The organism is Microbacterium resistens, assembly GCF_021172025.1.
In the GTDB taxonomy this organism is placed as follows: Bacteria; Actinomycetota; Actinomycetes; order Actinomycetales; family Microbacteriaceae; genus Microbacterium; species Microbacterium resistens.
Genome location: NZ_CP082781.1, coordinates 2,610,143 through 2,634,862 on the forward strand (window position 1 = coordinate 2,610,143; position 24,720 = coordinate 2,634,862).

General features: G+C 71.6%; 23 protein-coding genes. 14 read left to right on the forward strand and 9 right to left on the reverse strand.

Going from position 1 to position 24,720, the window contains the following annotated elements:
- Positions 1-8 precede the first annotated feature (8 nt).
- From K8F61_RS12320 to K8F61_RS12345, 6 genes are read left to right on the forward strand one after another with little or no spacing between them, the layout of a single operon-like run.
- The gene (locus K8F61_RS12320) at positions 9-974 is read left to right on the forward strand and encodes a carbohydrate ABC transporter permease (RefSeq protein WP_418888049.1); all 966 of its coding nucleotides are present in this window, start codon (positions 9-11) and stop codon (positions 972-974) included.
- Positions 971-1,882 carry a carbohydrate ABC transporter permease gene (locus tag K8F61_RS12325; RefSeq protein ID WP_231819321.1) on the forward strand — a complete coding sequence of 304 codons (912 nt, stop codon included), beginning with the start codon at positions 971-973 and terminating at the stop codon, positions 1,880-1,882. The genes K8F61_RS12320 and K8F61_RS12325 overlap by 4 nt, the downstream gene beginning before the upstream one ends.
- Complete coding sequence (locus K8F61_RS12330) at positions 1,879-2,712, forward strand: sugar phosphate isomerase/epimerase family protein (RefSeq protein WP_231819322.1); 834 nt, start codon at positions 1,879-1,881, stop codon at positions 2,710-2,712. Before K8F61_RS12325 ends, K8F61_RS12330 begins: the two co-directional genes overlap by 4 nt.
- A complete protein-coding gene (locus K8F61_RS12335) occupies positions 2,709-3,827 on the forward strand; it encodes a Gfo/Idh/MocA family protein (protein WP_231819323.1) in 1,119 nt (372 codons plus the stop codon). The genes K8F61_RS12330 and K8F61_RS12335 overlap by 4 nt, the downstream gene beginning before the upstream one ends.
- Positions 3,824-4,705: a sugar phosphate isomerase/epimerase family protein gene (locus K8F61_RS12340; protein ID WP_231819324.1), complete on the forward strand. Its 882-nt coding sequence runs from the start codon at positions 3,824-3,826 to the stop codon at positions 4,703-4,705. The genes K8F61_RS12335 and K8F61_RS12340 overlap by 4 nt, the downstream gene beginning before the upstream one ends.
- The gene (locus tag K8F61_RS12345) at positions 4,702-5,949 is read left to right on the forward strand and encodes a mannitol dehydrogenase family protein (RefSeq protein WP_231819325.1); all 1,248 of its coding nucleotides are present in this window, start codon (positions 4,702-4,704) and stop codon (positions 5,947-5,949) included. Before K8F61_RS12340 ends, K8F61_RS12345 begins: the two co-directional genes overlap by 4 nt.
- Before the next feature lie 124 nt (positions 5,950-6,073).
- Here the strand turns inward: K8F61_RS12345 and K8F61_RS12350 are convergent, their stop codons facing one another.
- From K8F61_RS12350 to K8F61_RS12375, 6 genes are all read right to left on the reverse strand, one after another.
- Positions 6,074-7,318, reverse strand: a complete 1,245-nt coding sequence (locus K8F61_RS12350; RefSeq protein WP_231819326.1) for an ATP-binding protein — start codon at positions 7,316-7,318, stop codon at positions 6,074-6,076.
- A 444-nt stretch (positions 7,319-7,762) separates the two neighbouring features.
- Complete coding sequence (locus tag K8F61_RS12355; protein ID WP_231819327.1) at positions 7,763-9,448, reverse strand: dipeptide ABC transporter ATP-binding protein; 1,686 nt, start codon at positions 9,446-9,448, stop codon at positions 7,763-7,765.
- On the reverse strand, positions 9,445-10,242 hold the full coding sequence (locus tag K8F61_RS12360; protein WP_067248709.1) for an ABC transporter permease: 798 nt from the start codon (positions 10,240-10,242) through the stop codon (positions 9,445-9,447). Before K8F61_RS12360 ends, K8F61_RS12355 begins: the two co-directional genes overlap by 4 nt.
- Entirely contained in the window at positions 10,239-11,264 is a 1,026-nt protein-coding gene (locus K8F61_RS12365) for an ABC transporter permease (protein ID WP_157518273.1), read from the reverse strand. Before K8F61_RS12365 ends, K8F61_RS12360 begins: the two co-directional genes overlap by 4 nt.
- 25 nt (positions 11,265-11,289) lie before the next feature.
- Entirely contained in the window at positions 11,290-12,888 is a 1,599-nt protein-coding gene (locus K8F61_RS12370) for an ABC transporter substrate-binding protein (RefSeq protein WP_231819328.1), read from the reverse strand.
- Between the two features lie 28 nt (positions 12,889-12,916).
- Entirely contained in the window at positions 12,917-14,140 is a 1,224-nt protein-coding gene (locus K8F61_RS12375; protein ID WP_067248719.1) for a metal-dependent hydrolase family protein, read from the reverse strand.
- A 139-nt stretch (positions 14,141-14,279) separates the two neighbouring features.
- Between K8F61_RS12375 and K8F61_RS12380 the strand changes: the two genes are divergently transcribed.
- The 4 genes from K8F61_RS12380 (at position 14,280) to K8F61_RS12395 (ending at position 16,251) form a co-directional block, all read left to right on the forward strand.
- Positions 14,280-15,062 carry a GntR family transcriptional regulator gene (locus K8F61_RS12380; RefSeq protein WP_067248722.1) on the forward strand — a complete coding sequence of 261 codons (783 nt, stop codon included), beginning with the start codon at positions 14,280-14,282 and terminating at the stop codon, positions 15,060-15,062.
- Positions 15,063-15,271: 209 nt separating this feature from the next.
- Positions 15,272-15,409: a hypothetical protein gene (locus K8F61_RS12385; protein WP_219085011.1), complete on the forward strand. Its 138-nt coding sequence runs from the start codon at positions 15,272-15,274 to the stop codon at positions 15,407-15,409.
- Between the two features lie 97 nt (positions 15,410-15,506).
- On the forward strand, positions 15,507-15,830 hold the full coding sequence (locus tag K8F61_RS12390; protein WP_219085008.1) for a cupin domain-containing protein: 324 nt from the start codon (positions 15,507-15,509) through the stop codon (positions 15,828-15,830).
- A gap of 58 nt (positions 15,831-15,888) precedes the next feature.
- On the forward strand, positions 15,889-16,251 hold the full coding sequence (locus K8F61_RS12395) for a TraR/DksA family transcriptional regulator (RefSeq protein ID WP_231819329.1): 363 nt from the start codon (positions 15,889-15,891) through the stop codon (positions 16,249-16,251).
- A gap of 78 nt (positions 16,252-16,329) precedes the next feature.
- On the opposite strand, the gene K8F61_RS12400 is transcribed toward K8F61_RS12395, so the two are convergent.
- On the reverse strand, positions 16,330-17,868 hold the full coding sequence (locus tag K8F61_RS12400) for a multicopper oxidase family protein (RefSeq protein WP_231819330.1): 1,539 nt from the start codon (positions 17,866-17,868) through the stop codon (positions 16,330-16,332).
- Positions 17,865-18,278: a hypothetical protein gene (locus K8F61_RS12405; protein ID WP_231819331.1), complete on the reverse strand. Its 414-nt coding sequence runs from the start codon at positions 18,276-18,278 to the stop codon at positions 17,865-17,867. Before K8F61_RS12405 ends, K8F61_RS12400 begins: the two co-directional genes overlap by 4 nt.
- Positions 18,279-18,429: 151 nt before the next feature.
- On the opposite strand from K8F61_RS12405, the gene K8F61_RS12410 reads away from it, so the two are divergent.
- The 4 genes from K8F61_RS12410 to K8F61_RS12425 all read left to right on the forward strand — a co-directional run bounded on the left by K8F61_RS12410 (position 18,430) and on the right by K8F61_RS12425 (position 21,527).
- Positions 18,430-19,611, forward strand: coding sequence for a sensor histidine kinase (locus K8F61_RS12410; RefSeq protein WP_231819332.1), 1,182 nt, complete (start codon positions 18,430-18,432; stop codon positions 19,609-19,611).
- Positions 19,608-20,276, forward strand: a complete 669-nt coding sequence (locus K8F61_RS12415; protein ID WP_231819333.1) for a response regulator — start codon at positions 19,608-19,610, stop codon at positions 20,274-20,276. The genes K8F61_RS12410 and K8F61_RS12415 overlap by 4 nt, the downstream gene beginning before the upstream one ends.
- 173 nt (positions 20,277-20,449) lie before the next feature.
- Positions 20,450-21,226, forward strand: a complete 777-nt coding sequence (locus K8F61_RS12420; RefSeq protein ID WP_231819334.1) for a class E sortase — start codon at positions 20,450-20,452, stop codon at positions 21,224-21,226.
- A 52-nt stretch (positions 21,227-21,278) separates the two neighbouring features.
- Positions 21,279-21,527 carry a hypothetical protein gene (locus K8F61_RS12425; protein ID WP_231819335.1) on the forward strand — a complete coding sequence of 83 codons (249 nt, stop codon included), beginning with the start codon at positions 21,279-21,281 and terminating at the stop codon, positions 21,525-21,527.
- A gap of 193 nt (positions 21,528-21,720) precedes the next feature.
- Here the strand turns inward: K8F61_RS12425 and K8F61_RS12430 are convergent, their stop codons facing one another.
- Complete coding sequence (locus K8F61_RS12430; RefSeq protein ID WP_231819336.1) at positions 21,721-24,672, reverse strand: LPXTG cell wall anchor domain-containing protein; 2,952 nt, start codon at positions 24,670-24,672, stop codon at positions 21,721-21,723.
- Positions 24,673-24,720 lie beyond the last annotated feature (48 nt).

The following is a 24,720-nucleotide window of genomic DNA, read 5'->3' on the forward strand; positions in this document are numbered from 1 at the left end:
GGTCCCCGATGACGTCGACCATCACCGACGAGCGCACTGTTCCCGCCCGTGCGCGGCGCATGGGCGGGCGCCACCGCTCGGACGGCACCCCGCCGTCCGAGCGGCCCCGGCCGCTGTGGATGCTGGTCCCGGGCGGCGTGCTGATGACGCTGCTCATCCTCATCCCGCTCCTGCTGGCGTTCTGGATCTCGCTGCTCGACCTCGACCAGTACTCGATCCGTCAGTGGCTGCAGGCGCCGTTCGTCGGCCTGGGGAACGTGATCGAGGCGTTCTCCTCCTCCCCCCTGCTCCGTGGGATCTGGCTCAGCGTCAGCTACTCGCTGATCGTCTCGGTCGCTGCGATCCCGATCGGAGTGCTCGCCGCGCTCGCCACGCAGAACGCGTTCCGTGGCCGGGGGCTCATCCGCTCCGTCTATCTGATCCCGTACATCCTCCCGGCCTTCGTGGTCGCCACCGTGTTCCGCGCGATGTTCCAGCCGGAGGGCGTCGTCGACGAGGCGTTCGGGCTGTTCGGCATCACCCCTGGGCTCTGGCTGAACGGTCCGCAGAGCTACTGGACGCTCGTGATCGCGCAGCTGTGGGTGAGCTGGCCGTTCGTATACCTGCTGACGCTCGCCGGGCTCCAGGCCGTGGATCCCGAGGTGCACGAGGCCGCCGCGCTGGACGGGGCCGGCTGGGGGATCAAGCTGCGCCGGGTGATCCTGCCCTACCTGCGCGGATCCATCCTGCTCGCGTTCATCCTCACTTTCCTGCACAACATCAACGCCTTCACCATGCCGTTCGTCCTGTTCGGCATCCCGGCCCCCGCCGATGTGCAGGTGTTGCCGGTGCTCACCTACATCACGGCGTTCCAGAGCTTCCGGTTCGGCCTGTCGGCAGCGATGGCCGTGGCGTCGCTGGCGATCGTGGCCGTCCCGCTGTTCGTCTACCTGCGCGCCGTGCGCCTGGACACCGGAGAGGACGCGAGGCGATGAGCACGACGACCACGATCACACAGGTCAACCCGCGCCGCCGTCGCGCCGGCGGACACGCGCAGGTCGACCGGCTGCTCCCGCGCCCGCTGCTGATCGCGGCGAACGTGCTGCTGTGCCTGCTCGTCGCCGGACCGGTGTCGTACATGCTGTTCGCGTCCGTCAACTCCGACGTCGCCGTGGCGTCCGGCGCGTACTGGCCGACGGCTCTCCGCCTGGACAACTACCTCACGGTGTGGCGCAGCGTCGACCTCGCCGGGGGGCTGGTCAACAGCCTGCTGATCTGCGGCGCGGTCGCGATCGTCTGCGCGGCCGTGGCGGTCTCGATGGCGTGGGTGCTCGTGCGCTTCACCTTCGTCGGGCGGATCACGATCCTGCGGGGTCTGCTCGGCCTGCAGTCGGTGCCGGGAACCCTCATGCTGCTGCCCGTGTTCGTGATGTTCTCGACATTGTCGGCGGCCCTGCGCATCCCCACGATCGGCACCCACTGGTCCGTCTTCGTCACGTATCTGACCTTCGCGCTGCCATTCTCCACCTGGGTGATGGTCACCTACATCCGCGGACTCCCTCGCGAGCTGGAGGAGGCCGCCCGCATGGACGGCGCCTCGAACCTGCGAGTGCTGACACGGATCGTGCTGCCGCTGAGCTGGCCGGGGATCGTCGTCGCCGCGATCTTCGCGTTCCTCCAGGGATGGAACGACGTCCTCTTCGCCTCCGTGATGACCAACACGGAGAGCCGCACCGCCGCCGTGGCCCTGCAGATCTTCGGCGCCACCCAGGAGACCGGCGCCGTTCCGCTCTACGGCCAGATGATGTCCGCATCGCTGATCTGCGCCATCCCCGTCGTCGTGCTGTATCTCGTGTTCCAGCGCTATCTCGTCGGCGGACTCACCTCAGGAGGAGTGAAATGACCCGGTGGACCCTCTCCGGCTTCGGAGACGAGATCGATCCCGACCCCGTCGTGCAGGCCGCGGTGCTGCAGGCCCTCGGCGCCAACCGGATCGAGGTCCGAAGCGCGTGGGGCACGAACATCGTCGACCTCGACGACGCCCAGCTCGACCGCCTCGCCGGGGTCCTGCGCGACCGGGGCATGGGCGTCTCGGCCATCGCGTCGCCGATCGGGAAGGTGGACGTCGCCCTGCCCGTGGAGCACGAGGTGCGACGGCTGGAACGCGCGATCCGCGCCGCCGAGGTGCTCGAGGCGCCGTTCATCCGGATCTTCTCGTTCTTCCGCTCCGCGGAGCGCACGCCCGAGGACGTCCGCGACGAGGTGCTCGTTCGGATGGCCGCGCTCGCGCGCACGGCCGAGGCCGCCCGCGTCACCCTCGTGCACGAGAACGAGAAGGAGATCTACGGCGACACCCCCGACCGTGTGCTCGATGTGATCGAGTCCGTCGGCTCGGACCGCCTCCGGGCGGCCTGGGACAACGCCAACTTCGTGCAGGTCGGTGTGCGCCCGTTCACGGACGGCTATGCCCTGCTGCGGCCGCACATCGCGTACCTGCAGGTGAAGGACGCCATCGCCGCGACCGGCGAGGTCGTCCCCGCCGGAGAGGGCGACGGAGAGCTCCGGGAGACCCTCACCGCCCTGCGGGACGACGGCTACGACGGTTACGCGTCGCTGGAGCCGCACCTCACCGACTACTCCGCGCTCGGAGGCTTCTCGGGTTCGGCGGCCTTCGGCCGCGCCGGGAGAGCCCTGCGCGCCCTGACCGACGAGATCGGAGTCACCCTGTCATGACCGCCGACCCCCTGGACGTCGCCCTGATCGGCTGCGGCATCATCGGCGTCAACCACGCCCGCGCCATCGCCCGCACCCCCGGGCTGCGGATCACCGCACTCGTGGACGAGGTCCCCGCCGCGATCGAACAGGTCGGCAGCGTCCTTGCGAACGAGCTCGGGCTCGATCGCCCGTCTGCGTACCCGGACATCGCCTCGCTGCCGGACTCGATCGCCGTGGTGGTGATCTGCACGCCGAGCGGATCGCACGTCGAGCTGGCGGAGCAGGCGGTGGCCCGCGGCGCGCACGTGGTGCTGGAGAAGCCCCTGGACGTCGCGCTGGATCGGGGCCATCGACTCGCCCGCATCGCCGAGGAGGCCGCCGCGCAGGGGATCCGCGTGGCGGTGATCAGTCAGCACCGGTTCGATCCCGGTGCCGTCGCCGTCGCCGAGGCGGCGCACAACGGGCGCCTGGGGCGGGTCACCAGCGCCGTCGCCTCGGTGCCCTGGTGGCGCTCCCAGGAGTACTACGACTCGGGGGCCTGGCGCGGCACGTGGGCGCTCGACGGCGGCGGCGCGGTGATGAACCAGGGCGTGCACACGGTGGATCTGCTGCTGTGGTTCCTGGGCACGCCGGTCGAACTGTCCGCGATGACCGCCCTGCTCGCGCACGAGCGGGTGGAGGTGGAGGACGTCGCGGTGGCGACCATCCGTTTCGCGTCCGGGGCGCTGGCCGTGCTCCACGCGACGACGGCCGCCTTCCCGGATCAGCCGGTCCGCCTCGCGGTCTACGGGTCGCAGGGCACGGGGATCGTCGAGAACGACCAGCTCGCCGGGCTCTGGCTCGACGGGGATCCGACCGACCGCCGCGCGGAGGCCGTGCCGGAGGGGCACCGTCTCGGCGAGGATCCCGGACCGAATCCGTTCGTGGAGGGGCACGCCCGGCAGTACGCCGACATCGTGGACGCGATCCGCTCCGGCCGGGCGCCGCGCGTGGGGGTTCCCGAGGCGCTGCAGGCTCTCGCGGTGGTCCGCGGGATCTACGTGTCGGCGACCACCGGCGCACCGGTCCGCATCGCAGACCTCCTCGACGGCACCCTGTCCGACGACGACGTCCGCACGGGAGGTGCCGCATGAGGTTCTCCGTCTTCACGGCCGCCACCCCGGAGTGGGAGCCGGAGGAGGCCGCCCGGCGCATCGCCGCCCTCGGCTATGAGGGCATCGAGTGGCGCGTCACGGACCAGGACCCGGCGGATCCGCCCGGGTTCTGGGCCGGGAACCGGGCGACGTGGCCGCTCACCGGCCTCGAGAAGGCGGTCCCTGAGATCGCCCGGGTCACGCGAAAGGCGGGGCTCGAGTTCAGCGGGCTCGGCGGATACGTGCTGGCCGCTGACCGGGCCGACGTGCTTCGGATGCTGCAGGCCACGGCGAAGCTCGAAGCACGGCGCGTGCGGGTCCGCATGCCCTTCGCCGACACCGAGGACTACGGCACCGTGTTCCGCCGGACGCGGGCCGACGTGGAGTGGGCGGCAGAGGAGGCCGGCCGCCTCGGCGTCCAGGTGCTGGTGGAGCTCCATCACCGGACCATCACGTCGTCGGCTTCGGCCGCGCTCCGGCTCGTGGACGGCATCGATCCGGCGACGATCGGCGTGATCCACGACCTCGGGAACCTCGTGATCGAGGGACAGGAGGACACCCGGTCGGGCCTCCAGCTCCTCGGCGAGTACCTCGCCCACGTGCACGTGAAGAACGCCGTGTGGCGTCGGACCGGCGACACCGGTGTGGACGGCGACGTCGGGTGGGAGGCGGACTGGGCACCGCTGCGGGAGGGCATCGCGAGCGTCCCCGACTACTTCCGCGCGCTGGCCGAGGTCGGGTACGACGCCTGGGTCACGCTGGAGGACTTCTCCACGGCCCTGCCGCTGGAGGAGCGTCTCGCGGACGACCTCGCGCATCTGCGGGCGGCGGCGTCCGCGGCGACCGGGAGCGGGGCGGCGACGGGGAGCGGGGCGTGACGGGCGCCGGGGAACGACCGGGGGTGGGCGCGTCGCTGTCGCGCACGCGCCCCGCGGCGCCCGTCCGGGTCGCGCACCTGGGGCTGGGGGCCTTCCACCGTGCGCATCAGGCCTGGTACACCCAGCGCGCGAACGATGCGGCCCGCGACGAGGGATGGGGGATCGCCTCGTTCACCGGGCGCTCGTCCGCGGCCGCGGACCGGCTCCGGCTCACTGGCGGGGTCTACACCCTGCTGGGGCGCTCCGCGGAGGGCGACCGCGCGGAGCGGATCGAGTCGATCGTCCGGGCGGTCCCCGGCGCCGACGACCGCGCCTGGCAGGACACCGTCGCCGATCCGAACGTGGGCGTGCTGACCGTCACCGTCACGGAGGCGGGCTACGGGCCCGCCTCCGGGCCTCCCGCACGCATCGCCGCCGCGCTGCTCGCGAGAGCGGACCGCGGCGCGGATCCGATCGCCGTGGTCAGCTGCGACAACCTGCTCGGCAACGGGCGCGTGCTCCGACAGGCCGTGCGCGCCGCCGCAGCAGCGCACGCCGATCGTGTCGACGAGGCGGCGACGTTCGTCGACACGGTCGTGGACCGCATCACGCCCGCGGTCACCAACGCCGACCTCGCCGTCGTCCGCGAGCTGACCGGGCACGACGACCCGTCCGCCGTGGTGACCGAGCCCTTCGCCGAATGGGTCCTCGCCGGGGACTTCCCGAGCGGCCGGCCGGCGTGGGAGGCCGCCGGCGCGCGCATCGTCGCGGATGCCGCCCCGTACGAGGAGCGCAAGCTCTGGCTGCTCAACGCGGGGCACAGCGTGCTCGCCGCCGCCGGACGCCTCCGCGGGTACGAAACGGTGGCCGAGGCGTTCGAGGATCCCGAGTTGCGCGACGGCGTCGAGGCGCTCTGGGACGAGCAGCGCGAGGTCATCGACCTCCCCGCGCGCGAGGTGGACGACTGGCTCACGGCCCTACGGATCCGGTTCACCAACCCGCGCATCGCGCACCGTCTCGATCAGATCCGGCGAGACAGCACGGTGAAGATCCCGCTGCGTGTGCTCGCGCCGCTCCGGCGGCGGCGGGAGGCGGGCCTGCCGCCGGGCGACGCCCAGCTCGCGGCCCTCGACGCGTGGGTCCGATCCGTCGTCGAGCTTCCTCCGACCGACGACGCGACGTCCGCGCTGGCGTCCGAACTCGCGGCCGTGGAGCCGGCCGATCGGGTCCGCACGGTCGTGGACCGCCTCTCCCCGGGTCTCTGACCCGTCCCTCCTTCGCCGCAGCGTCCGCTGTCGAGTGGTCAGTTTCTGTGGGTTGAGCGCCGCTGAACCCACAGAAACTGACCACTCGACGCATCTCCGCGGGTTTGAGGGCGCCGGGGCGTCGCTAGATGAGCCACAGCGCCGGGATGGGAAGTGCCCACAACCGATCTCCCATCGATGCCCCCGCCTCTGCGGTGTTGAGAACGTAACCGCCGAGGAAACGCTCGCCCAGCTTGTCTCGCAACAATCGCAGGCCGGAGAGATGCTCCGCTTTGAGCGTGCTGGACGCTTTGACTTCGAAGCCGATAACGGACCCATCGGCGAGTTCCACGACGATGTCCACTTCTGCACCGTTCCGGTCTCGGAAATGGAACAGCTCGTACTCCTCGGAGCTCCACGTCCGCTGTTTCATCAGTTCGGCAACGACGAATCCTTCCAGCGCCGCCCCCAGGAAGGGGTTCCCGAGAGGTTCGAGCTGTCGCTCGGGCGTCCGAGTGAGACGAGCGGCAAGACCGGAGTCGCTGACGATCGTCTTGGGACGGGCCGCTTCCCGGCTCGTCAGGTTCGGGGTCCACGGCCGAAGCATGCTGGTCAAGTACATGGTCTGCAGCAGATCCACATACGCGGTGATCGATGTCTCCGGGACATCGACGTCTCGCGCGATTCTCGCCTTGACGAGTTCTCCCGACTGGTTGGCCGCCAGAAGTCTCAGCACGCTTCCGATCCGCCCGGAGTCCACTCGCGGTGCGATGTCCTTCACATCACGATCCAGCAAGCGCTCGACGTAGCCGTCGAACCAGACGTTGCGCATGCGCTCTGAGAGTCGTCGGGCTTCGGGATATCCGCCGCACGCGACCAGCCTGATGCTCTCCTGCCGTGCATTCGTGGTCGAGAAGTCCGCCGGATCTGCTCCGCGACGAAGACTGGAGATGATGTCATCACGACGCCCCTGTGCCTCACCCACGCTGAGCGGGCGCAATTCGACGGTCACCGCACGACCGGCGAGGCTGTCCGGTGTACGTGAGAGCTTGAGCAGGTTGCTCGACCCCGTGAGAACGAATCTTCCCGGCCGCCGATCCCGATCGATCGAGGCCTTGATGGCGAGCAGGAGCTCGGGGGCTCGCTGGAGCTCATCGATAACGAGGGTGCCCGCTCCGCCCTGCTCGACGAAGGCGACCGGCTCGGCCCTTGCGGCGAGGCGAGTGCTTTCATCATCGAGCGTCACGATGCGTGCCCGGGTGCCAGACACGAGTTGGGCGGCGAAGGTGCTCTTTCCCACCTGCCTCGCGCCCTGGATCACTGTTGCCGGGAAGGTCTCCATGACCTCCTTCGCAAAGGGCTCCGCATGCCGTGGAATCAGGTCTTCCATGGGGGCAGTCTAGGCGTGAAGCCGTAGGTTCGCTAGCACTAACTCGTGGTTTCGCTGTCATCGCTTCGTAGATACGCTGACTTCTGGTCGTAGTTTCGCTAGCCTCAACTCGTAGATTCGCTGACCCCTCGCCAGCCTGTCCCGGCCTGACCCGTCCCCATCCCTGTGCGGTGTCCGCGCCCACGCGTCCGTTGTCGCGCCGCCCGTTGTCGAGTGGTCAGTTTCTGTGGGTTCAGCGCCGCTCAACCCACAGAAACTGACCACTCGACCGGCTGAGCCGGCGCCGCTCGTCCGCGCGGAGAAGGTACGTCCGCGCGGAGAAGGTACGCCCGCGCGGAGAGAAAACCGGAATCGCTCCGCGCGAAGCGAGATCTCCGTGAGCGCGGCGACGGCCGAGGGGTGAGGCGGGGCGAGGCGGGGCGAGACGCGCCGACCGGATCGGGGCTAGGCGGGGGCGTGGGAGCCGGGGATCGCGGCGATGAGCTCGCGGGTGTAGTCGTGGGCGGGGGCGCCGAGCACCTGCGCCGCCGCGCCGGACTCGACGACCCGGCCCTTCTGCATCACGACGATCTCGTCGGAGATCTGCCGGACCACCCCGAGGTCGTGCGAGATGAACAGGTAGCTGAGGCCGAACTCGGCCTGCAGGTCCACGAGCAGCTGCAGGATCTGCTCCTGCACCGAGACGTCGAGCGCCGAGACCGGCTCGTCGAGGATCATCAACTCCGGGCCGATCGCGAGCGCCCGCGCGATCGCCACGCGCTGCCGCTGGCCGCCGGACAGCTCCGCCGGACGACGCGCGGCGAGCGCGGGATCCAGCCGCACGCGCTCCAGCAGCTCCCGGACGAGGGCCCGCTGCGAGCCGCGATCGCCGACCCGGAACGCCCGCAGCGGCTCGGCGACGATCCTCTCCACCGACATGCGCGGATCCAGGGACCCGAACGGGTTCTGGTACACGACCTGCATCCGGCGCCGGAGCTGGCGCAGGGCCTCGCCGCGGATGCCCGTGATGTCCTCGCCGTCCAGCAGGATCGTCCCGGCATCGGGCACGACGAGCCGCGCCGCGATCCGGGCGCTGGTGGTCTTGCCCGATCCGGATTCGCCGACGATCGAGAGGGTCCGTCCCCGGGGGACGACGAAGGAGACGTCGTCGGCGGCGAGGAAGGACCCGCCGCGGACGCCGTAGGTCTTGTGCAGGCCGCGCACCTCGAGGATCCCGGCGGTCGCATTCCCCGCGGACGCATCGGGATCGCCCGCGGGGTCAGCCGTGGGCACGCGCTCGCGGAACGACGCGAAGAGCGCCCCGTCCGCACGGCCGCCCGCGCGCGGGGTCAGCCGGCCCTCCCGCAGCCCCGGCGCCGCGGCGACGAGAGCGCGCGTGTACTCGTGCGTCGGGGCGCCCAGCACGTCGGCGGTCGCGCCGCGCTCCACGATCTCGCCGCGGTACATGACGATGATCTCGTCGGCGCGGTCGGCGGCGACGGCCAGGTCGTGCGTGATCAGCACCACCGCTGTCCCGTGCTCCTGCACGAGTGCGTCGAGCTGGTCCAGAACGTGACGCTGGACGGTCACGTCCAGCGCGCTGGTCGGCTCGTCGGCGATCACGAGCTGCGGCCCGCACGCCCAGGCGATCCCGATGAGGGCCCGCTGCCGGAGCCCCCCGGACAGCTCGTGCGGATACTGCGTCGCCCGCAGCGCCGGGTCGGGGATCCCCACCTCGTCGAGGATCTCCACCGCCCGTGCGGCCGCCGCGGCGCGGGGCATCCGCCGGTGGATCCGCAGCGACTCGGCGATCTGCTCGCCCACCCGCATCAGCGGGTTGAGGGAGGAGCCGGGATCCTGCGGGACGAATCCGATCTGCGCGCCCCGCATCCTCCGCAGGGCGCGCTCGGGGAGGCGGACGAGGTCGTGCCCGGCGAAGCGGACGGCGCCGCCGATGATCCGCCCGTTGTCCGGCAGGCGGCGGATGAGCGCCTGCGAGACGGTGGACTTCCCGGAGCCGGACTCGCCGACGAGGGCGACGACCTTCCCCGCCTCGACCGTGAAGGAGACGCCGTGCACGACCTCGGCCCAGCGGCCCCGCGTGCGGTACTCGACGCGGAGGTCCTCGACGCTCAGCAGCGGTGCGCTCATCGTTCGTCTCCGATTGCTCGTGCGATCCGGTTCACGGCCAGCACCACCGCGAGGATCACCAGACCCGGGATGATGCTCAGCCAGGGCTGGGTGGCGATGAAGTCGCGACCGGTCGAGGACAGGGCGCCCCACTCCGGCGCGGGCGGCGGCGCGCCGAAGCCCAGGAAGGTGAGCGCCGAGACGCCCAGGATCGCGGTGCCGAGCTCCAGCGCGGCGACGGCGATCACGGGACGGGCGGCGTTGGGCAGCACGTGCTGGAACACGACAGCGGGAAGCCGGGCGCCGAGGGTCCTCGCGGCTTCGACGTACTCCTCGTTGCGGACGCGGAGCACCTGGGCGCGCATCACGCGCGCGAAGCTGCCGGCGGCTCCCAGCCCGACGCCGAGCCCGATCGAGACCGGGCCGAAGCCGAGGGTCGCCACGACGATGAGGGCCAGGAGGATCCCCGGGATCGCGACGAGGACGTCCACGACCCGCATGACCGCGAAGTCGACGACGCCGCCGAGGAAGCCGGAGGCGAGTCCGACGAGTCCCCCGACCACCACGCCCACGGCGACCGCGAGCGCCGCGGACACGATCGACAGCGCCGCGCCGTGCACCACGCGCGAGTAGAGGTCGCGGCCGAGGTTGTCGGTGCCGAAGAGGTGCTCGGCGCTCGGCGGCAGCAGCCGCTCCTTGGGCACCGACAGGTACGGGTCGTGCGTCGCGAGCAGCGAGGGCGCGGCGATCGCGACCGCCACGACGAGCAGGACGAGAACGCTCAGCAGGAAGCCGGGCTGGCGGAGGAGCCTCATGCCGCCGCCTCCGCGGGGGCGGCCGGTCTGGCGGCGCCGCGCCCTCGGCCGGAACGCCGCGTCCGCGGGTCGATCACCCCGTACGCCAGGTCGACGACCAGGTTCACCGTCGCGTAGACCGCGGCGATGAGCAGCACGATCCCCTGGATCACCGTGATGTCCCTGGCCAGCACCGCGTTCACGGTCATCCGGCCGATCCCGTCACGGGAGAACACCGTCTCCACGACCGCCGTCCCCGCCGCGAGATACCCGATCGTGAGCCCGAGCATGGTGATCGACGGGAGCAGCGCGTTGCGCAGCAGATGGGCCGTGAAGATCCGGCGCGGCGGGACGCCCTTCGCGACCGCGGTGAACACGTGCTGTCCCGCCTGCGCCTCGATGACGGCCGCGGAGAACACCTGGAACAGGATCGCGCCCACGGGCAGAGCGAGCGTGATGGCCGGCAGGATCGCGCTGCCCGCCTGCCGGGTGCCGGAGGAGGGGAGCCATCCCAGGCCGAACGAGAACACGCTGATGAGCAGGAGCCCGGTCAGGAAGGCGGGGATCGCGACGCCGAACGGCGGGATCTGCAGCAGGACGTTGCGCAGCCACCGCGTCGGGGCGAGGAAGGCGAGGAACGTGACGAGTACGGCGAGCACGATCGCGATGACCAGCGCCAGGACCGCGATCTCCACCGAATGCGGCAGAGTCCGGGCGATCATCGTCGCGACCGGCTGCCCGGTCGCGAGCGAGATCCCCAGGTCGCCCTGGAGGAGCATCCCGAGCCGGTGCCAGTACTGCTCCCACGGCGTCCCGGCGAGGCCGTAGCGCTCGCGCAGCCGCTCCAGGGTCTCCGGGTCGACGACCGTGTCGCCGCCGCTCTTGCTCGCCAGCGCGGCGAGCACGGGGTCCCCGGGCAGGAAGGTGATGAGGAGGAACACGACCGTGTACGTCGCCAGCACGACGAAGACGAACTGAGCCACCCTGGGGAGGATGTAGCCCATGATGCGCCGGCCACGGCCGGGTGGGATCGTCCCTGTCATCGTCCTTCCCTCCTGCCCGGGGCGGTCAGCGCTCGACCGTCGCGTCGTACAGGACGATCCGCGAGGAGGAGTCGAAGGCGACGCCGGTGACGCCCTTCTGCGCCGCGTGCACCTGCGCGACCTGCAGCAGCGGCACGAGGTACGCCTGGTCGAGGATCCGCGTCTGCGCCTGCCCGAGCAGGTCCGCGCGAGCCGCAGGGTCGGAGGTCTCGGCCTGCGTCGCGAGCTCGGCGTCGAGCTCCAGGTCGGCGACGACGGCCCAGCGGGCGGCGGACTCCGCGGAGAACATGACGCGCAGCACGTCCGGATCGGTACGGGTCAGGCCCGCGCCGAGGAAGTCGTAGTCCCGCGACGAGACCGCGCCGAAGAAGTCGCCGGAGGTGACCATGGCGATCTGCAGATCGATCCCGGCCTTGGCGAGCTGGGCCTGTGCGGCCTCCAGCACGTCCTGGCCGTAGAACGCGGTGACGGTCATGCGCAGGGGCGTGCCGTCCTTCTCCCGGACCCCGTCGGCTCCGGCCTTCCAGCCGGCGTCGTCGAGGAGCTTCTTCGCCGCGTCGAGGTCCGTCTTCAGCGCGTCGGCCTGGTCGAGGAACGACGGCGTCGCGCTGCTGAGCACGCCGGTGGCCGGGTCGACGTGGCCGGATCCGGTGAGCTCGGAGATCTCCGCGCGGTCGGTCGCCAGGATCATCGCCCGGCGGACGGCCGGGTCGGACACGACGGGGCGCTCGGTGTTGGGGACCAGGGAGTGGGGGACGCCCGGATTGGCCCGCGCGAAGATCTGGAACTCCTCGGTGCCGAAGCGCGCCTCGTCGGCGGCGGGGAGGTCGAGGATCATGTCGAACTCGCCGGTCTGGAGGCCGCCGGTGCGCACGCCGGGCTCCGGCGTGACGGCGAACGTGACGGTCTTGACCGCGGCGTCGCCCTCGTGCTCGCGCAGCTCCGAGGCCCAGCCGTAGCCCTCCCGCGCCGTGAGCACCACGGAGTCGTTCGACGTGTAGGTGTCGAGCACGAACGGACCGGATCCCACGGGCGACTGACAGCGCTCCTCGGCGCTGAGCGCGGCCGACGCGTCCGAGAGCAGGCCGAGGGTGATCGTGCTCGCGCCCTGCAGGAACTGCGCGTTCGGCTCGGCGAACGTGACGCGCACGGTGGCGTCGTCGACGATCTCGGTGCCCTGGTAGCCGGCCAGGTACTGGGAGGCGAGCGCCGCGGTGGTGCCGAGCGCGGCGAGGGCGTCGAAGTTCGCCTTGACCGTCTCCGGGGTGAGCGCGGAGCCGTCGCTGAAGGTGACGTCGTCGCGGAGGGTGAACGTGAACGCGGTGAGCGTGTCGTCCGCCTCGTAGGACTCGGCCAGCCACGGCACGATCTCGCCGGTCTCGGGGTCCTGGTCCACGAGCGAGTCGACGAGCTGCCGGCCGATGTTGAGCGCGGTCGTGAGCGTCACCTGCTGCGGATCCAGGCAGACCGGATCGTCCTGCACGGCGATGTACAGCTCGTCCGAGGCCGAGCCGCCTCCTCCGCCTCCGCCGGCGGCGCACCCCGCGAGGAGTCCGGCGCCGACGACGGTGGCCCCGAGGGCCGCGGCCCAGCGCGAGGCGGTGAGTCTTCCTGAAGTGTTCACGTTTGTCCCTCTCGGAGTCGGGCGGGGCTCAGGCCGCGCCGGTCTGGACGCTGGTCGGAAGGGCGCCGTGCACGAGGCGGCCCCGTGACACGACGGCGACGATGTTCTCGACGCGGAGGTCCTCGATGTCCTCCCACGGCCGACCGCGGAGCACGACGAGGTCGGCCGCGCGGCCGGGGGCGAGCGAGCCGATCCGGTCCCCCATGCGGACCACGTCGGCGGCGTCGGAGGTCGCGGAGACGAGGGCGCGTTCGGCCGTCCAGCCGAACATCCGCGCCATCAGGCGCACCTCCTCCATCTGGTCGCCGAACTGCACGAACACGCCGTTCGCATCCGTGCCGAGGACGAAGCGGATCCCCGCGCGTCCCGCGTCGCCGAACAGCGAGTCGCGGTAGGCGACGACGTCCTTGGCCTTCGCCTGCGCCTCCTCGCCCACGTTCACGCGGCCGTCGGCGATGGCGTCGTTGATGAGCAGGGTGGGGGCGATGGAGACGTTCCGCTCGATGAGACGGTCCCACTGGTCCCGCTCCAGCCCCGTGCCGTGCTCGATCGAGTCCGCGCCGACGGCGAGGGCGATCTCGTTGCCCTCGGCGGAGTGGCTGTGTGCGGCGACCGGCATCCCCAGGGCGTGCGCCTCGTCGATCGTCGTCCGGATCTCGTCGAGGGTCTGGTTGCGCCAGCCCACCTTGTCGCCCATCGAGAGCACGCCGCCGCTCGTGAAGATCTTGATGCCGTCCGCGCCGAGGCGGGCGTATTCGCGGACGAGCTTGCGGCACTCGTCCGGGCTGTCGGCGACCCGGCCGCGGTGCGGGTAGTGCGGAGGGATGAAGAGGTCGCCGTGGCCGGCCGTCATGCCCACGGCTCCGTGGACGAGGATCCGCGGACCCGGCTGGATCCCCTCGTCGAACGCCCGCTTCACCGCGAGCTGCCGCTCGTCCCCGGACAGGTCCCGCAGCGTGGTGACGCCGCCGCGGGCCGCCTTCTGCGCATTGTGGGCGATGTGGAAGACCTGCTCCTCCCACGGCGTGATGAGGGGCCAGGACGACCAGTCCGCGTGACCGGTCCCGGAGTAGGCGCCCAGGTGCACGTGCGTGTCGATGAGTCCCGGGATGACGCACAGGTCGTCGTGCGCGGGCTCGTCGTCCGCGACCGTCTCGATGCGGTCGCCCGACCACTCGATGCGGCTGGCTCCGCGGAAGGCGACGCCGTCCCAGAGCGGGACGCCGCGGATGGACTCCTGAGTCGATGGCACTACTCACTCCTCTGTGCGGGTGGCCCGACGCTAGCAGATTCCGCGACACTTGTTGAGAGGTTCTGCTTGATTTGCCGGAACTTGTTGACTTGTTGTGACGAACACCGCCATCTAGGCTGTCCGAGCGGGGAAGGACGGCATGACCAAAGGCGCGATCGGTTCCTGGAGCGAGCGGAAGCCGCGCGCTCCCCTCAACGACGACGAGCGCATCCTCAGCGGCGTGCTCCGGCACGTGCGGGAGTCCGCCGAGGCGGATGCGCCCCTGCCGGGCGAGCACCGGCTCGCGGAGCTGCTGGGGTGCACCCGGCAGCAGATCCGGCACGCGCTGACCCAGCTGGAGAGCCAGGGGATCGTGATCCGCCGTCAGGGGGCGTCGACGATGGTCGATCCGCTCGCCCTGCGGCTCAGCGCCCGCTTCGACGCACGCGTCGAGTACGGAGACGTGCTCGCACGGATGGGATACACGCCGTCCGTCGAGGTCATCTCCGCGTCGTTCGAGCCCATGCCCGAGGACATCGCGCCTCTGCTGACCCCGGACGTCGAGCCGGTCACCGCGCGGATCGTGCTGCGCTGGTTCGCGGACGAGCGACCCGCGATGATCGGCACGTACACGGTCCCGTTCCCCGCCGGCACGGAGCGGCCGTTCATCGATCCGACCCGCTCGGTGTTCGAGATCGCCAACGACCTGTGGTCCGAGGCGATCGCCTGGGAGGTCGTGACCGCCGGCGTCACCGCGCTCTCGGAGGAGCAGGCCCCGCTGCTGGAGCAGCCCGTCGGCGGTGTGGCGAAGATGTGGCAGATCGTGGGGGTGACCCTCAGCGGCAAGCGGATCTATCACGCGCACGAGGTGCACCACCCCGACCTCGTGACCTATTCGTTCGTCCGCACGGTCAAGGAGCCCTGGAACGTCACCTGGCGCTGACCCCCTCCCTCACCCCGCGCTCCTTTCGTCGAGTGGTCAGTTTTTGTGGGTTGAGCGCCCCTGAACCCACAGAAACTGACCACTCGACCAGGGCGGGGGATGTGCATCGGGAGCGGGGATCACGTACGCTCGCGCTAGCGGATCCCGGGACGGACGGCGCGACCGTCGAGCCCGGGGAACGCACGGCGAAGGACGAGGACGGGAGCCCGGTGAGCGACATCGACGAGGAGTACGGCGACTTCGGCGAGCGCCGCAACCGCCGGATCCGGGTCGTCGCCTGGGTGACGATCGTGTCCCTCATCCTCGTCGGCGGCGGCGCCACCACCCTCGCGGTCCTCTTCGGCTGACGCGCTCGACCGGGGCCGGGCAAGCGAATGTCAGGGGGGCCTGTGCCGCGGGGGCGTCGGCGCGTAGCGTGGGCACAGACACCGTGACGGAGGCGCCATGACCATCCAGCCGATCGACGTCGCCCGTGACGCGAACCTCGAGGGGTTCGTGATCGGGTCGCCCGTGAGCATCATCCGGGAGTACGTCACCACGCCCGGCACGGGGCCGCGGCTGCACCGCCATCCCTATGCCGAGACCTTCGTCATCCATCGCGGCCGGGCGCTGTTCACCGTGGGCGACGAGCGCGTCGTCGGCGTCGGGGGCCAGATCCTGGTCGTCCCGGCCCTCGTCGCGCATCGCTTCGAGGTGCTCGACGGTGGGACCTACGAGGCCACCCACGTGCACGCGAACGACCGCTTCGTCACCGAGTGGCTCGAATAGGGGCGGCTGATCGCCTCTCGTCGGCGCCGGTGTCGGCGCCGGGGAGGATGCTGGACGGATGGAGAGTCAGGACCCCGACCGCGCACGGCTCACCCTGGAGGGGATCCGCGCGGAGGCCGCGAGCCGCGTGGCGGCGGCCGAGGCCGCGCTGGCGGCGCTCATGCACGACCGGGAGAGCGCGAACGACGACGACGAGCACGATCCCGACGGCGTCACGCTGTCCGCCGAGTGGTCACGCCTCTCCGGCCTCGCCGATGCGGCGCGCGCGGAGCTCCGCCAGGTCGACGACGCGCTGGCCCGCACGGCGGCGGGCGTCTACGGCGTGTGCGTCGACTGCGGACGCCCGATCCCGCCCGCACGCCTCGCGATCCGGCCGTTCGCGGAGCGGTGCGTGCCGTGCGCCGAGAAGCGCGGGCGCTGACCCTCCCGCCCGCCGGCCCGAAGCCCCGTGACGCCGCGCCGGCCCGGCGACACCCGTCGCCGGGCCGGCGCACCCGCGTCAGTGGTGTCCGCCGTGGCCGCCCGTACCGCCGGACGGGACGGCGCCGTCCGGGGCCCGCACCCGTGCCTCGTCTCCGCGCTCGATCACCACGAACTGCCCCATCATGCCCTCGTCCTCGTGCAGGAGCATGTGGCAGTGGTACATGTACGGCATCGCCGGGTCGGCGTAGTCCTCGAAGCGCAGCAGCAGCCGGTAGGTGGTGTTCGGGTTCAGGTAGATCGTGTCCTTGCGCCCCGCCAGCTCCGGGGGCGGCGCGTGCCCTCCGACGGAGAGCACACGGAACTGCACGTCGTGGATGTGGAAGCTGTGCGGGATCGGCTGCGTGCTCGTGACCTCCCAGATCTCCGTGTCGCCCACGTAGGCGACCTCGTCGATCCGGCTCATGTCCATCTCCTCGCCGTTGATCTCGCGCGTGTTGAGCACGAACGACCGGGTGGTCGCCGCATCCGCCTCGTGCAGCTCGTCCGCCCCCGCCTCCGCCGACTCCGGCCACGACGGTGCCGGGACCGGGGCGTGGGAGTCCGCCGCGCGGAACTCCATCACATCGAACGCGTCGTTGCCCCCGGACGTCGCGGGGACGACGATCCCGCCCAGGTCCGTCTTCTCCGATCGCAGCCGCACCCGTTCGCCCGGCTCGAACGCCACCACGACCTCGGCGCGCTCGCCCGGGGCGAGCCGCAGCCGGTCCCGCTCCACGGGCTCGTCCAGCAGGCCCCCGTCGCCGGCGACCATCGTCATCGGCCGGTCGGCGAACGCGAAGGTGTAGGTGCGCGCCGTCGAGCCGTTCAGCAGCCGCAGCCGCACGCGCTCGGTCGTCACGTCCTGATAGGCGCCGGGTGTGCCGTTCACCAGGATCGTGTTCCCGAGCATCCCGGGCTCGGATCCGTCGCGGTCGAGCACGAGCGCGCCCTCGTCGTCGAAGCGCTTGTCCTGCACGATGAGCGGCAGGTCGTCCACGCCGTACGCGGAGGGGAGGTCGGCGGCGAGGCTCGCGTCGTCGTCCAGCACGAACATGCCCGCCAGGCCCCGGTAGACGTGCTCCTCGGTCGCCCCGTGCGGATGGGGGTGGTACCAGAGCGTCGCCGCCGGCTGGTCGATCGTCCACGTCGGCCGCCAGTTCTCCCCCGGCGCCACCATCTGGTGCGGACCGCCGTCCATCGCCGCCGGCAGGTGCATGCCGTGCCAGTGCACGCTGGTCGGCTGGTCGAGCGCGTTGCCGACCTCCACGGCGACCCGTTCGCCCCTGCTGGCCCGGAGCGTCGGGCCGAGGAAGGACCCGTCGAACCCCCACGTCTCGGCCTCGCCGACCCCGGGGAACTCCGTGGTCCCGCGCTGCGCCGTCAGGTGGAAGGTGCGGACGCCCTCCTGGACCGTGGACGGCGCGAGCGGCGGGATGGCCAGGGGGTTCGCGAACTCCCGTTCCTCGACGGGCGAGGTGGACAGCGTGTCGCATCCGGCGAGCGCGGTCGCCGCGAGCACCGCCGCGAGCACCGCCGCGGACGCGCGCCACCGTCGCCGCGGCACCGCCCCGGTCATGCCCGCCTCCGCAGACGCTGGATCCCGAACGCGAGCAGACCCGCGATCATGCCCCAGAACGCGTCGAGGGCGAGCGCGACGAGCAGGGCCCAGATCGGGCCGTCCGCGGTCCCGAACACGGTCCCGATGAGCAGCGTGATCACGCCGTAGGCCGTGCCGGTCAGCGTCAGCGTGAGCACGGGCATCCGGACCGGGGCGAAGCCCACCACCCCGATCCAGGCGAGCGCGATCAGGCCCAGGAGCGTGAGGGCGCGGGCAGCGCCGTCGCCGAAGCCGAGGAGGGCGGTGAGCGGCCACAGCAGCGCCAGCGAGGCCAGGCCGAGGATCACCAGCCAGGGCGGGCCGGACGGCTGAGCGGGGCGACCGGCGGAGGGCGGGACAGGGGCGGGAAGAGGATCGATGTTCGTCATGCCTCCACGTTCCGCTGCAGCGCGCCGCGGGGCATCGGCCCGGGATCGTCGGTCCGCGTCGTCGCCGGAGGACGCCCGCGTCGCCCCGGATCGATCGGCCGATCGCCCCGGATCGATCGCGGTCGAGCGGCGCGGTTCCTACTCTGGACACATGACCGCACGCACCGGCATCGAGCCGCGTCTGGGCGACGCCGGCCTCGCGCTCGCCGTCGCGCTGGTGATCGCGGTCGTCATCGCGTCGGACCCGGAGCGTCGAGGCGGCGTCGGCGCCTACGTCTGCGCCGCGGCGTTCGGTGCCGTCCTGCTGCTGCGGCGTCGGCTCCCGCGCACGATCGTCGTGGTCACGGTCCTCGGCATCTTCGCGTTCTACTGGGCGGGATTCCCGCCGGTCGGCATGGTGCTCCCCGCCGTCGGCGCGCTGTACTCGGCCGCCGAGCAGCGGCGCACCGGCTGGGCGATCGGCAGCGGCGCCGTCCTCCTCGCCGTCGCGTCCTACTTCCGGCTGGACGGCTCGGAGCCCGAGGCCGCCTTGAACGGCTACACCTTCGTCACCGAGCTGGCGCTCGCCGCCGCGGCGATCGCGCTCGGGGTCGCGGTGCGCCTGACCCGGGAGGCGCGGGAGCGCACCGCCCTCATCGCGGAGCTCACCGCCGCCGAGGAGGCGCACGCCGCCGAGGCGCGCATGCAGGAGGAACGGATGGGCATGGCGCGCGACCTCCACGACACGATCGGGCACACCCTCTCGGTCGCGGCGCTGCACGCCGGGGTCGCTGCCGAGGCGACGGACTCCGGCGCCGCCCGGGCCGCGATCGCGCAGGCCCGTGCCGCGACCTCCGAGGCGCTTCAGGAGCTGCGCCGGACCGTGAAGGTGCTGCGCGCGGACCGGACGACGGATCCCGCGCCCGTCCTCGGCCTCGCGTCGGCCGACGAGCTGTTTGCCGCGGCGCGCGCCGCGGGCCTCCGGGTCGACGCGGACGTCGCGGTCCCCGCCGACGCGCTGAGTCCTGCCACGGATGCCACCGCCTACCGCATCGTGCAGGAGTCGCTGACGAACGTGCTCCGCCACGCGGCCGCCTCCCGTGCGGTCGTGACGGCGCGGGTCTCCGAGGGAGAGCTGACGCTGCGCGTCGCGGACGACGGCCGCGGCGCGGCGCCGACCTCGCTGCGCAGCGGGGCGGGGATCCGCGGGATGCAGGAGCGGGGCGCGCTGGTCGGCGGCACGGTCACGGCACGGCCGGCGCCGGGCGGTTTCGTGGTCGAGGCCCGCCTTCCGCTCGACCCGCGCGCACCCGGGTCCGGATCCGGACCCGAAGCCGACAGGGAGGGACGATGACCCGTCCGCCGATCCGCATCGTGCTCGTCGACGACCAGGAGCTCGTGCGCGCAGGGCTCCGGGCCCTCGCCGAGCGCGACGGCGACATCGCCGTCGTCGGCGAGGGCGCGGACGGCCGCGCCGGCCTCTCGCACGTCCGCGAACAGCGCCCCGACGTCGTGCTGATGGACATCCGCATGCCGGTGATGGACGGCCTTCAGGCGACCAGGGAGATCGTCCAGGACCCGGCGCTCGACGAGGTGCGGGTCCTCGTGCTCACCACGTTCGACGAGGACGAGCACGTGTTCGAGGCGATCCGGGCCGGCGCGTCCGGGTACCTCCTGAAGGATGTCTCCCCCGAGGACCTGCGCTCCGCGATCCGCGCCGTCGCGGCCGGCGACTCGCTCCTGTCCCCCTCCGTCACGGCGACCGTGATGCGGGCCGTCACCGCCGGATCCCGGACCGACGACACGCCGCTGCAGGGACTCAGCGGACGGGAGGTCGAGGTGCTCGCCCTCATCGGGCGCGGGCGCACGAACGACGAGATCGCCGCCGAGCTCTTCCTCAGCCCGGCGACGGCGCGCACCTACGTGAGCCGGCTGCTCGCACGGCTCGGCGCCAGGGACCGGGCCGCGCTCGTGGTGCTGGCGTACGAGACCGGACTGGTCACCCCCGGGAACGGCTGACGCCGTCCCGACGCGCAGGAGCGCCCGCCGCCCGATCCTCCGGGCGGCGGGCGCGAACGACGGCTCCGGTAGATGCAGGGCGACCGCTCCGGTGGTGAGGGGCAAGCTCTTTCCTGCTCGCTGTTTGGTGTGCTGTTGGTTCTAGTGCATGGAAGCGCGCCTATACTTTCGCCATGAGTCGGGCTCAGATTGGCGTGCAATCAAAACTCGTTCGACGAACCCACCGACCACTGACTGTTGTTGGCGTGCTAGGCGAACTCCTCTTAACAGCGGGTGTCATCGTACTGCTGTACGTGGCGTGGCAGATGTGGATCGGTGACGTGATCATCGGCGCGGTCGATAACGAGTCAGGCAACCAAACGAGTCAGGAGTGGGCGGCGAACCCGCCGCCGCCCCCACCGCCACTTGTCGCGAACCCCAGCGACCCGTCGCACGCTCCCGTGTACGAGCCTCCCGTGCTCGCGCCTCCGGAGGACGGAGTCGAATGGGCCCAGATGATAATTCCAAGGTTCGGCGCTGACTACAACCGCAAGATTGCAGGCGGCGTGAGCCGGCCCAACACTCTCGACAACGGGTGGATTGGCGTCTACCCAAATGCCAGCATGCCGGGCCAGATCGGCAACTTCTCAGTGGCTGGACATCGCACTACGTGGGGAGCCCCGCTTAACCAGATCGACAAACTCCGCCTCAATGATCCGATCGCCATCGAGACCGAACAGGGCTGGTACACATACCGATTCCGCACCCTTGAGTACGTGACGCCCGACAGGGTGGACGTGCTCGCGGACGTTCCTCAGCAACCAGGCACCCAGACCGGCGAGCGGTACATCACTCTAACCGCATGCTCGCCCCTCTATTCGCTGACGGAACGCATCATCGCCTATGGCGTCTTCGACAGCTTTCATCCTCGTGCGGACGGCGCCCCCTCCTACTTAGGTGAAGACAAATAGGTAGCCAATGGTCCAATTGCATGCCAGATGAGACGCTCGATAGCGTCCCAGCATGAAGAACTCAAAGAAGAAGCTCATCACTGCGAACCTCGTCAGTCTCACCATCGCAACGGCATCGGTCATCCTCACCGCACTACCAGCGAACGCGGTCACCGGAATCTCTCGACACTCGTCGGCTTCAGCCTGCGTCGCAGAAAATCGCCTCTACGTGCAGGAGGGATATCAGACGACCGCATACACCAAGACCTCTGACCTAAACCCCACGTGGTACTTCTACTACACCAACTCGAACTGGTCCTAGCCAACAGAATGCCCCCAGCACCTCGAGGCAGACCTCACCCACGAGCTTCACTTCGACGTGATTGCGTACCAGTTGTCGAAAAGTCTTCCCACACCGAGCTCGACTCTGGTCACCCCCGGGAACGGCTGACGTCATCCCGACGCGCAGGAGCGCCCGCCGCCCGATCCTCCGGGCGACGGGCGCTCCCGTCTCGTCACGCGGTGCGGCGACGCCTCACCATCAGGCCCCCGCCGACGGCCAGCAGAGCCGCGAGCGCCACGAGACCGGCGATCCCTCCACCGTCCATGCCCGTGGCCGGAAGACCCGATCCGCCGGGCCCGGGAGCCGGAGCACCCGGCGTCGGAGCGCCCGGGGTCGGCGCGGGCTCCGTCGGGGTCGGGGTCGGGGTCGGCGTCGGGGTCGGGGTCGGGGTCGGGTCCGCCACGACGGTCAGGGCCGCGTCCGCACGCCGGTCGCCCTGGACGAGGGAGACCTGGTGGACGCCCGGCGCGGCGCCCGGGACCGTCAGGGTGCGGTGCAGCTCGCCGTTCGCGTCCGCGGTCGCCTCCTGGGCGACCTCGCCGTCGAAGAGCACCTGCACGGTCTCACCCGCGACGAGATCGCGCCCGGTCAGACCGACGCCGTCCTTCGCCAGGGCGCCCACCGTGATCTCGCCGATCGACAGCTCCAGCGTCGGCGCGCCCGGGCGGGGATCCTCGGTCACGGTCAGGGTCGCGGTCGCCAGGACGTCGCCCACCGCCGCCGCCGGCAGCCCGGTCGCTCCCGAGCGAACCCGCTCGCCGGCCTGGATCAGCTCCACGGTGTGCGCTCCCGGCTCCGCGTCCGCGACGGTGAACGAGACCGAGCCCGCTCCGTCCGCGCCGCTGGTGAAGCGCGCGACCTCGACCCCGTCGAACGCAACGCGGACCGGCGTGCTCGCGGGGAGCCCCGCGGCGCTCAGCGCCACGCCGTCCGTGGCGAGCGCGCCGGCGGCGATCTCGTCCGGCGACAGGGTGACCTCGGCCGGCGTCGTCGGGTCGGCGGTCACGGTGACGTCCGCGGACGCCTCCTCCGCGCCGCTGCGCACGGTCACCGGGTAGGTGCCGGGGGCGACGCCGTCCCGCACGACGGTCGCGGCGACCGCGCCGTCCGCATCGGCCGTGACGGTGTCGACCACCTGGCCGTCGAACAGCACCTCGGCCTCGGCGTCGGCGGGGAAGCCCTCGCCGGTGACCCCGATCCCCGACGACGCGAGCGTCGACACGGTCAGCGTCGCCGGGTCCAGGGCCACCGTCGGGTCCTCGTCGACCGGGTCCGCGGTCACGGTGAACGAGGTCTCCGCGGCCCAGCGCCCGCTCGTGAGCGTCACCGCATGCACACCCGTGGCGGCGCCGGCGGCCTTGTGCGTGTAGGCCAGCGCGCCGTCGGCGGACGACCGGACCGTCGCCACGTCGGCGCCGTCCACCGCGATCACCACGTCCGCGTCCTCCGGGAAGCCCTCCCCGGTCAGTCCCACGCCCGTGGAGCCGAGTGCGGAGACCGTCAGGGAGGCCGGGGACGCCGAGGCGGTGGGGTCGTAGTCCACCGGGTCCGCCGTCACCGTGAAGGAGGCCTCCGCCGACCACTGCCCGCTCGTCAGGGCCACGGCGTGCCCGCCCGTCGCAGCGCCCGAGGCGGTGTGGACGTACGAGACGTCGCCGGCGGCGTCGGAGCGCACCGTCGTGGCGGTCGCGCCGTCGACGGCGATCGTGACGTCGGCGTTCTCCGGGAAGCCCTCGCCCGAGATCGTCACCCCGGAGGCGGCCAGCTCCGACACCGTGAGGGATTCCGGGGCGACCGACGCCGTGGGGTCGTAGGTCACCGGGTCCTCGGTCACCGTGAGCGTCGTCGCCGCGGACCACGTGCCACTGGTGAGACGGACCTCGTGGGAAGCGGGGAGGATCCCGGCACGCACGAAGTCGTGCTGCACCGCCCCGGTCGCGTCGGTCCGCAGCGTCGCCATCTCGGTGCCGCTGAGGGTGAGCACGACGTCGGCGTCCTCGGGGAAGCCCGTCCCGGATACCCGCACCCCCGTGGTGCCCAGTGCCGACCGTGTGACGGTGGCCGGATCGACGGTGACCGCCGGCTGGTACGGATCCTCGGTCACGGTCAGCTCCGCCGACACCGTGTGCGGTCCGCTGGTGAGCGTGACGGTGTGCGCGCCGGGGGCGACGTCGGCCCGCCGGAGGGAGTAGGTGAACCGCCCCTGGGCGTCCGCCGGCATCGACACGATGGCGCTGCCGTCGAAGGTCAGCGAGACGTTGTCGTCCGCCGGGAAGCCGGTGCCCGTGATCGTCACGCCGACTGCCGCCAGATCCGACGCCGAGATGATCGTCGGATCGAGGGCGATCTCCGGGTCCACGACGGGATCGGCCTGGATGACGAGAGTCGTCGTCGCGGACCTGCCGCTGCCGGCCATCCGCACCTCGTACTCGCCCGGGACCGCGTTCGCCACGGTGAGCCGCGAGGTCGCCGTGCCCGACGAGTCCGTCTGCATCGTCCCGAGCTCGTCGCCGTCGAAGGACACCGTCACGGTGGACTCCGGAGCGAAGCCCGTGCCGGTGAGCGTCAGGTCGCCGGCCAGCGCCTGCGACACCGTCGCCGGGTTCGGCGCGATCGACAGCTCCGCCGCCACCGGGTCGAGCTCGGCGGTGTAGGTGAACTGGGTCGCCGCGCACGGCAGGCCCGGCATCACGGCGTCCGCGGCGTTGGAGCCGCTGTTGACGATCACGCCGTCGTCGCTGACCACCCCGCCGAACCAGTACTCGAAGTACAGCTCGTCGTCCGGGTCCTCATCGTAGGTCCAGTGCGCCGAGAACGAGCCGTCCGCGGCGATGGGGGTCTCCGGGATCCCGATGAACTGCACCATCTGGGCGATGGGAGGAGCGGTGCCGCACCAGGTCCAGGACTGCGTGTCCACATCGGTGACGGCCCCGCCCTCGACCGTGACGGCGATATCGAAGCCGTCACTGGTCGTGCCGGTGTAGACGCCGTCCTGCGCGGCCGCCTGCGCGGGCAGGGCGAAGCCGAGGACGCTCAGGCCTGCGGCGAGCAGGCCGGTGAGGAGCATCGCCAGGCTGCGCGCCCAGCGGGGTCGTCGGGGGGTCGTGGGTCCGGTTCTCATCATCGGCGGCTTTCCTGTCGTCGGGGACGCACTCCCCCGACCGACGCGGAT

Coding starts and splice junctions, on each gene's coding strand:
- K8F61_RS12320 (WP_418888049.1), top strand. CDS start 9: ATGACGTCGACCATCACCGACGAGCGCACTGTTCCCGCCCGTGCGCGG.
- K8F61_RS12325 (WP_231819321.1), top strand. CDS start 971: ATGAGCACGACGACCACGATCACACAGGTCAACCCGCGCCGCCGTCGC.
- K8F61_RS12330 (WP_231819322.1), top strand. CDS start 1,879: ATGACCCGGTGGACCCTCTCCGGCTTCGGAGACGAGATCGATCCCGAC.
- K8F61_RS12335 (WP_231819323.1), top strand. CDS start 2,709: ATGACCGCCGACCCCCTGGACGTCGCCCTGATCGGCTGCGGCATCATC.
- K8F61_RS12340 (WP_231819324.1), top strand. CDS start 3,824: ATGAGGTTCTCCGTCTTCACGGCCGCCACCCCGGAGTGGGAGCCGGAG.
- K8F61_RS12350 (WP_231819326.1), bottom strand. CDS start 7,318: ATGGAAGACCTGATTCCACGGCATGCGGAGCCCTTTGCGAAGGAGGTC.
- K8F61_RS12355 (WP_231819327.1), bottom strand. CDS start 9,448: ATGAGCGCACCGCTGCTGAGCGTCGAGGACCTCCGCGTCGAGTACCGC.
- K8F61_RS12360 (WP_067248709.1), bottom strand. CDS start 10,242: ATGAGGCTCCTCCGCCAGCCCGGCTTCCTGCTGAGCGTTCTCGTCCTG.
- K8F61_RS12365 (WP_157518273.1), bottom strand. CDS start 11,264: ATGACAGGGACGATCCCACCCGGCCGTGGCCGGCGCATCATGGGCTAC.
- K8F61_RS12380 (WP_067248722.1), top strand. CDS start 14,280: ATGACCAAAGGCGCGATCGGTTCCTGGAGCGAGCGGAAGCCGCGCGCT.
- K8F61_RS12390 (WP_219085008.1), top strand. CDS start 15,507: ATGACCATCCAGCCGATCGACGTCGCCCGTGACGCGAACCTCGAGGGG.
- K8F61_RS12395 (WP_231819329.1), top strand. CDS start 15,889: ATGGAGAGTCAGGACCCCGACCGCGCACGGCTCACCCTGGAGGGGATC.
- K8F61_RS12400 (WP_231819330.1), bottom strand. CDS start 17,868: ATGACCGGGGCGGTGCCGCGGCGACGGTGGCGCGCGTCCGCGGCGGTG.
- K8F61_RS12405 (WP_231819331.1), bottom strand. CDS start 18,278: ATGACGAACATCGATCCTCTTCCCGCCCCTGTCCCGCCCTCCGCCGGT.
- K8F61_RS12410 (WP_231819332.1), top strand. CDS start 18,430: ATGACCGCACGCACCGGCATCGAGCCGCGTCTGGGCGACGCCGGCCTC.
- K8F61_RS12415 (WP_231819333.1), top strand. CDS start 19,608: ATGACCCGTCCGCCGATCCGCATCGTGCTCGTCGACGACCAGGAGCTC.
- K8F61_RS12420 (WP_231819334.1), top strand. CDS start 20,450: ATGAGTCGGGCTCAGATTGGCGTGCAATCAAAACTCGTTCGACGAACC.
- K8F61_RS12425 (WP_231819335.1), top strand. CDS start 21,279: ATGAAGAACTCAAAGAAGAAGCTCATCACTGCGAACCTCGTCAGTCTC.
- K8F61_RS12430 (WP_231819336.1), bottom strand. CDS start 24,672: ATGATGAGAACCGGACCCACGACCCCCCGACGACCCCGCTGGGCGCGC.